The sequence below is a fragment of the Streptomyces sp. ISL-66 genome (assembly GCF_018614135.1).
GTDB lineage: Bacteria > Actinomycetota > Actinomycetes > Streptomycetales > Streptomycetaceae > Streptomyces.
Map to the genome: position 1 here is coordinate 23,547 of NZ_JAGGOW010000049.1, position 7,253 is coordinate 30,799.

General features: G+C 73.0%; 7 protein-coding genes. 2 read left to right on the forward strand and 5 right to left on the reverse strand.

What is annotated here, in order from left to right:
• Positions 1-9: 9 nt before the first annotated feature.
• From J7E97_RS10800 to miaA, 5 genes are all read right to left on the reverse strand, one after another.
• Positions 10-1,461, reverse strand: a complete 1,452-nt coding sequence (locus J7E97_RS10800) for a M1 family metallopeptidase (protein ID WP_215025012.1) — start codon at positions 1,459-1,461, stop codon at positions 10-12.
• A 76-nt stretch (positions 1,462-1,537) separates the two neighbouring features.
• Positions 1,538-3,643 (reverse strand): bifunctional (p)ppGpp synthetase/guanosine-3',5'-bis(diphosphate) 3'-pyrophosphohydrolase, encoded by a 2,106-nt coding sequence (locus tag J7E97_RS10805; protein ID WP_215025014.1) that lies wholly within the window; start codon positions 3,641-3,643, stop codon positions 1,538-1,540.
• A gap of 140 nt (positions 3,644-3,783) precedes the next feature.
• Positions 3,784-4,668, reverse strand: a complete 885-nt coding sequence (gene dapF / locus J7E97_RS10810; protein ID WP_215025018.1) for a diaminopimelate epimerase — start codon at positions 4,666-4,668, stop codon at positions 3,784-3,786.
• Positions 4,669-4,692: 24 nt separating this feature from the next.
• On the reverse strand, positions 4,693-5,205 hold the full coding sequence (locus J7E97_RS10815; RefSeq protein WP_215025032.1) for a hypothetical protein: 513 nt from the start codon (positions 5,203-5,205) through the stop codon (positions 4,693-4,695).
• Between the two features lie 131 nt (positions 5,206-5,336).
• A complete protein-coding gene (miaA, locus tag J7E97_RS10820; protein WP_215025021.1) occupies positions 5,337-6,275 on the reverse strand; it encodes a tRNA (adenosine(37)-N6)-dimethylallyltransferase MiaA in 939 nt (312 codons plus the stop codon).
• 209 nt (positions 6,276-6,484) lie between these two features.
• Here miaA and J7E97_RS10825 point away from each other — a divergent pair, with 209 nt between their 5' ends.
• Both J7E97_RS10825 and J7E97_RS10830 read left to right on the forward strand, forming a co-directional pair.
• Positions 6,485-6,703 (forward strand): gliding motility protein, encoded by a 219-nt coding sequence (locus J7E97_RS10825; RefSeq protein ID WP_215025023.1) that lies wholly within the window; start codon positions 6,485-6,487, stop codon positions 6,701-6,703.
• A 22-nt stretch (positions 6,704-6,725) separates the two neighbouring features.
• Positions 6,726-6,971 (forward strand): antitoxin, encoded by a 246-nt coding sequence (locus J7E97_RS10830; RefSeq protein ID WP_215025026.1) that lies wholly within the window; start codon positions 6,726-6,728, stop codon positions 6,969-6,971.
• The last annotated feature ends 282 nt before the right edge of the window (positions 6,972-7,253 follow it).

Below are 7,253 nucleotides of genomic sequence, written 5' to 3' on the forward strand. Positions count from 1 at the left end.
CCGCGCACGTCACACGCTTTTCGGGGCGCCCCACTCCGGGTGCCCCGGCATCGCCGGGGTCGTCTTGCCGTACAGCCACGGCTCCAGGAAGGCCCCCAGGTCCCGGTCGGCCTCCTGCGACGCCAGGCGTACGAAGTCCTCCGTACCGGCCGTGGCGTCCCGGTGGTCGGCCACCCAGCGCCGCTCCACCCGGTCGAAGGCCTCGGCCCCGATCTCCTGGCGCAGGGCGTACAGGATCAGCGCGGCCCCGTCGTAGACCACCGGCCGGAACAGCCCGATCTTCTCGCCCGGAGCGGCCGGCTTGGGTGCGGCCGGGGGGCCGCCGGCCGCCCGCCACTGGTCGGAGCGCTGGTACGCCTCGCGCATCCGCCGCTCCAGGGGGTACTTCCCGAGGCCGTCCGCGTACAGGGCCTCGTACCAGGTGGCGTGGCCCTCGTTGAGCCACAGGTCCGACCAGGTCCGCGGGGTCACGCTGTCGCCGAACCACTGGTGGGCCAGCTCGTGGACCATGACGGACTCCACGTACCAGTCGGGGTACCCGCTGCCGCCCGCGAAGAGCCCCCTCTCGAACAGCGACAGCGTCTGCGTCTCCAGCTCGAAGCCGGTCTTGGCCTTCGCGATCAGCACTCCGTAGTTCTCGAAGGGGTACCGGCCGACCCGGGCCTCCATCCACTCGACGTGCCCGGCGGTCTTCTTCAGCCACGGCTCCAGCCGCTTGCGGTCCGCCGTCGGGACCACGTCGCGCAGCGGCAGACCGTGCGGCCCGGTGCCGTGCACGACGGTCGAGTCGCCGAGCGAGACCTGGGCGAGCTCGGTGGCCATCGGGTGGAGCACGCGGTACGTCCACGTGGTCGCGGCGCCCGCGCGGTGGGCCGGCAGCAGGCCCGGCACTCCGTTGGCCACGGCCGTCACCCCGGCCGGCGCGGTGATCCGGAAGGTGAAGTAGGCCTTGTCGGCGGGGTGGTCGTTGCACGGGAAGACCCGGTGGGCGGCGTCGGCCTGGTTGGCCATGGCCAGGCCGTCGTCGGTGACCACCCAGCCGCCGTCGGTGGCGCGGCCGCGCGGATCGCTCGTGTGCCGGACGGTGATGTGCAGGGGCGAGCCCTGTTCCACCGGCCGGGCCGGCGTCAGTACGAGGTCCTCGCCGACGCTCGCGAACCGCGCCGGCTCCCCGTTGACCTCGGCGGACGCCACCTTGCCGTGGGTGAAGTCCAGGTTGACGGTTTCGAGCCGCTGCAGGGTGCGGGCGTCGATGACGGTGACCGCGTCGAGCGGGGTGCGGTTGTCCTTGTACGCGAAGGACAAGTCGTACGAGAGCACGTCGTACCCGGGGTTCCCGAGCTCCGGGAACAGGGGGTCGCCGATGCCCAGCGCCTGGGGCGGGGGCACGACGGCGGCGACGAGGGTGAGGGAGGCCGCGGCCAGCAGGGCGGCGCGCAGGCGCGGGGAGGTGAGCTGCATCCCCCACCGCATACCAGCGCCCGCCGCGCGCCCGCGAACGGCGCGCGACGGCTCCACCCGAAAGGAGCCGGCCGCGCTACGCCCGGCTGACGTCGTACACGCCCGGCACGTCCCGCATGGCCCGCATCAGGGCGGGCAGGCCCGTCGCGTCGGGCAGCTGGAGGGTGTAGGTGTGCCGGACCCGCTGTTCGACGGGCGGTTCGACGGTCGCGGAGACCACCTCGACCCCCTCGCGGGCGATGGCCTCGGTCAGATCGGCCAGCAGGTGCGGGCGGCCGAAGGATTCGGCGAGCAGCGTGACCCGGCAGTCCGCGGTCGCCCGCCAGTGCACGGCGACGGGGGTGCGGCCCACCGCCCGCATCTGGGCGACCGTCGCGCAGCGGACGCGGTGCACGGTGACGGCGCCGCCCCGTACGACGAAGCCCTCGACGGCATCCGGCGGCACCGGCGTGCAGCAGCCCGCGAGCCGCACGGTGGCGTCCGGCAGGTCGGCGACGGCGTTGCCCCCGCCGCCCCGGGCCCCGATCACGGACAGCGGCGGCCGCGGGGCCGCTGCGGCGGGCCCGGCGCCGTCGGGGTGGGACGCCAGCCAGCTGCTGACGGCGATCCGCGCGGCCGGGGTCTTGGCGTGGTCCAGCCAGTCGGCGGCCGGCCCCGAGGAGGCGTCGTGCGAGAGCAGCAGCTGGACGGTGTCGCCGTCGGAGAGGCGGGAGGACAGGGAGGTGAGGCGCCCGTTGACCCGGGCGCCGATACAGCCGTGGGCCGCCTCGCCGTGCTGCGCGTAGGCGGCGTCGATACAGCTGGCGCCGGCCGGCAGGCCCAGCGTTCCGCCGTCGGCCCGGAACACGGTGATCTCCCGGTCCTGGGCCAGTTCCGAGCGCAGGACGTTCCAGAAGGTGTCGGGGTCGGGCGCCGACTGCTGCCAGTCGAGCAGCCGCGACAGCCAGCCGGGCCGGGTCGGGTCCACCCGTTCCTCGTCGCAGTCGGCGGCGGCCGCGGCCGTAGCGGCCGTAGCCGGGGCCGGTGCCGTAGCCGTGTACGGATTGCCGAGCGCCACCACCCCCGCCTCCGCGACCCGGTGCATCTGCCGGGTCCGCACGATCACCTCGGCGACGTACCCCTCGGGCGTCGCGAAGGCGGTGTGCAGGGACTGGTACAGGTTGAACTTCGGGGAGGCGATGAAGTCCTTGAATTCCGAGATGACGGGGGTGAAGCAGGTGTGCAGTTCCCCCAGCACGCCGTAGCAGTCGGCGTTCTCCGCCACGAGGACCAGCAGGCGGCCGAAGTCGGAGCCGCGCAGCTCCCCGCGCTTGAGGGAGATCCGGTGCACGGAGACGAAGTGCCGGGGCCGTACGACGACCTCGGCGGCGATGCCCGCTTCGCGCAGGACGGCGCGCACGGAGTCGGCGATGGCGGGCAGCGGGTCGCGCTCCCCCGCGTGGGCCGCGATGAGCGCGCGGGTGTGCTCGTACTCCTCGGGGTGCAGGATCGCGAAGACGAGGTCTTCCAGCTCGGTCTTGAGGGCCTGGACGCCGAGCCGTTCGGCGAGCGGGATCAGTACGTCGCGGGTCACTTTGGCGATGCGCGCCTGTTTTTCGGGGCGCATCACGCCGAGGGTGCGCATGTTGTGCAGCCGGTCGGCGAGTTTGATGGACATCACGCGGACGTCGTTGCCGGTGGCGACGAGCATCTTGCGGAAGGTCTCGGGCTCGGCGGCGGCGCCGTAGTCGATCTTCTCGACCTTGGTGACCCCGTCGACGATGAAGCAGACTTCCTCGCCGAACTCCTCGCGGACCTGATCGAGGGTCACGTCGGTGTCCTCGACCGTGTCGTGGAGCAGAGAGGCGGTCAACGTCGTGGTCTCGGCGCCGAGTTCGGCCAGGATCAGGGTCACGGCGAGGGGATGTGTGATGTACGGCTCACCGCTCTTGCGCATCTGACCGCGGTGCGAGGTCTCCGCGAGCAGGTACGCGCGGCGCAGAACGGAAAGGTCCGCTTCCGGGTGGTGGGCGCGGTGCGCCTCGGCGACGTGGCCGATGGCGTCCGGCAGCCGGTCCCGGGACGTGGGACCGAGCAGTGCGGCGCGTCCCAGTCGTCGCAGGTCAAGCCTGGTCCGGCCCCGTCTGCGAAGTTCAGGGAGCGCTTCGGGGCGGGCTTCGGGGTTCGTGGCCTCTGCACTCATGGGCACCTCCGACGGCTTCGACCGGCGGTGGTGGGCATGGTGTGAGCCCTCAGGGCCGGTGCCTGATGTTACCGACCCCACCACGTGGCGCAGTCCACCTCTCGCTCAGCGTGAAACGGATCACCCATGAGAGGGAACCTTCAGACGAAAGCCGTTTCGGTGAGCCAGGCCGGATCGAACTCGCCCTCGGCCACGATGACGGCCGGTCCGGCCATCTCGATCCGCCCGTCGGGGTGCTCGGTGATGACCAGCGTGCCGCCGGGCAGATCGACGGTGTACGCGACGGGCGTGCCGGTGACGGCCGGGTCCGCGCCGTCGCGGCGGATGGCGGCCACGGCGACCGCGCAGGCGCCGGTGCCGCAGGAGCGGGTCTCGCCGGAGCCGCGCTCGTGGACGCGCATGGCGACGTGCCGGGGGCCGCGGTCGACGACGAACTCGACGTTGACGCCCGTCGGGTAGGCGGACGCCGGGCTGTACGGCGGCGGGTCCAGCAGTGTCCCGGCATCGTCCAGGCTGTCGACGAAGGCCACGGCGTGCGGGTTGCCCATGTTGACGTTCCGCGCGGGCCAGGAGCGGGCTCCGACCGAGACCGTGACGTCGCCCTCGGGCAGCTCGGCGCGGCCCATGGAGACGGTCACGTCACCGGTCTTGTCGAGGTGCACCCGCTTGACCCCGCCCCGGGTGGCGACGGCCAGGTCACCGGGCGCGACGTGCCCGGCGTGCTGGAGGTAGCGGGCGAAGACGCGGACTCCGTTGCCGCACATCTCGGCGATGGAGCCGTCGCTGTTGCGGTAGTCCATGAACCAGTCGGCCTCGCCGGCCATGTGCGCCGCCTCGGGGTGCGCGGCGGACCGCACGACGTGCAGCACGCCGTCCGCGCCGATCCCGGCCCGCCGGTCGCACAGCCGCGCGACGGCGGACGCCGGCAGCTCGATGGCGTTGTCCGGGTCCGGGACGATCACGAAGTCGTTCTCGGTGCCGTGGCCCTTGAGGAAGGGGAGCGAGGAGGGGCTGGTCTGCGTCACCCGCCCATCGTACCGAGCCCGCCCTTACCGCAGGCGGGCCACCCGGTACACCGCCAGCGATACGACGGCCAGCGCGGCCAGCGCGTACAGCGCGGCCACCCGCCAGTCGGAGCGGAGCCCGGACCCGCGCGCCGGGAGCCCCGGCAGGGCGTAGCCCACGCGGCGCGCGGCCATCATGCCCCAGCCGCCGGCGCAGCAGCTGATGAGGACTCCGAGCATGGCGACGACCGCTCCGCCGTCTCCGAATTCGAAGGCGAGCGGGAAGGCGAACATCAGGGAGCCGGCGGCTGCCAGCATGACGATGGGGGCGATCTGCCACAGCCGCAGCCGGCGCTGCGGGCGCAGTTCGACCTCGAACTCGGGAGCTGCGGCGGCCTCCGCCTCGGCAGGGTCCGGTGCGTCCGGGCCGTCGGGGGTCAGGCGCGCGGGCTCCGCGGGCAGACCGAGCCCGTCGGCCTCCACGGGGCCGTCGAGGAGCATCGGGTCCGCTTCCCGTCGGGTGTCGTCCCGACCGGTGTCACGAGGGCCGGCCTCCATCGCCACGCGCCCTCCCCACTCGGACTTCGAACGCCGCGTACGCCGCCGGTGACGGCACCGGCACGAGTTTGATGATGGCACGCCACCGGGCCCCGGACGGGCGCCCGGGGCGTCCCGATGCCATCACGTGATCAGGCTGTGACCGCTCGTTCGACCAACGACTGCGCGAGTGCGGCCAGTTCTCCCCGGTCGGCGACGGCCCCGCTGAGCCAGTGCACCCTCGGGTCGCGGCGGAACCACGAGTCCTGCCTGCGGGCGAAGCGCTTGGTGGCCCGGACCGTCTCGGCGCGCGCCTCGTCCTCGGTGCACGCACCGGCGAGGGCGGACAGCACCTGCTGGTAGCCGAGCGCCCTGGAGGCGGTGATTCCGTCGCGCAGTCCCGCGCCCTCCAGCGCGCGGACCTCGTCCACCAGCCCGGCCTCCCACATGCGGTCCACGCGCAGGGCGATCCGCTCGTCGAGCTCGGGCCGGGCCACGTCCACGCCGATCTGGACCGTGTCGTAGACGGACTCGTGGCCGGGCAGGTTGGCGGTGAACGGCCGTCCGGTGATCTCGATGACCTCCAGGGCGCGCACGATGCGGCGGCCGTTGCTGGGCAGGATCGCCTGCGCGGCGGCCGGGTCGGCGGCGGCGAGCCGGGCGTGCAGGGCTCCGGGGCCCCGCAGGGTGGCCTCGGCTTCCAGCCGGGCGCGCACCTCGGGGTCGGTGCCCGGGAACTCCATGGCGTCGAGCGCGCCGCGCACGTAGAGACCGGAACCGCCGACGAGGACCGGCGTGCGGCCCTGCGCGAGCAGTTTGTCGATCTCGGCGCGGGCGAGGCGCTGGTACTCCGCGACGCTCGCCGTTTCGGTGACGTCCCAGATGTCGAGGAGGTGGTGCGGGACTCCCCCGCGTTCCTCCGTCGTCAGTTTGGCGGTACCGATGTCCATCCCCCGGTACAGCTGCATCGAGTCGGCGTTGACGACTTCGCCGTCGAAATGACGGGCCAGGGCCACCCCCAGATCCGACTTTCCGGCGGCGGTGGGTCCTACGACGGCGATGACCCGCGGGGCGGGGGCTGCTTTCCTCACCGCCCTAGTCTCGCAAACCTCACGGCATGTACCCGATCGAGTTACGTGACGGGGCCCGGCCGGGGTCGTTGCCTGGGAGGGGTTCCGGCCCGGCGCGCGCCTGTCGTACGCCCGGCCCGCGACCGGCGCGAGCCGGTCCGTCCACGGCCACGGGCACGGCCCGTCCACGGCGGAACTTCACTCACACGAGTAACGTTATAGGAGTAGACATGGGCATTTTGGACCGGCTTCTCGGCCGCAAGAGCCAGGCAGTGACCGAAGAGGTCGCGGCCGAGGATCTGACGGCGGAGTCCGCGACGGCCGAGGAGGCCGAGGCCGAGCCTGCTGTGGCCGAGGAGAAGGAAGCGGTGGAAGCCGTCGAGATCCCGAAGCAGCAGTCGGCGGAAGTCGCCGCGGACAGCGAGGCCGGCGAGGGTGCCCGTACGTAGATCCGCCAATGGAAGGTGACCCATGGGCCTGCTGGACAATCTGAAGGCCAAGCTCGCGCCCGCCAAGGACAAGGTCGGCGGCCTCGCGCAGCAGCACGAGGGAAAGATCAGCCAGAATCTGGACAAGGTGGCCAAGGCCGTCGACTCCAAGACCAAGGGCAAGTACAGCGGCCAGATCTCTAGCGGCGCGGACAAGGCGAAGGACGCCCTGGGCAAGCTCGCGCACAAGGACAACCCCGGCGGGCCGACGCCGCCGGCGGCTCCCTGACGCGATCGCGAGGGGCGCGGCACCACCGAGAGGGTGGCGCCGCGCCCCTTTGCCGTGCCGCTGTCCTTGCCGCGGTGCCGTGCCGCCGCGCTTTCCGGCCCTCTTAAGACCAGGCGGCCACGAAGTACCCGACCCCGTAGGGCGCGTCCTCGTACAGCAGCCGCCCTTCGAGCCCCGCGCCCTCGGCGGCGCCGGCGAGCACCTGCCAGGGGGCCCGCCCGGCGGCTTGGAGCTCGGCGGCGAGCCCGGAGTCGAGGGCGGCGAGCGCGGCCACGTCGGCGG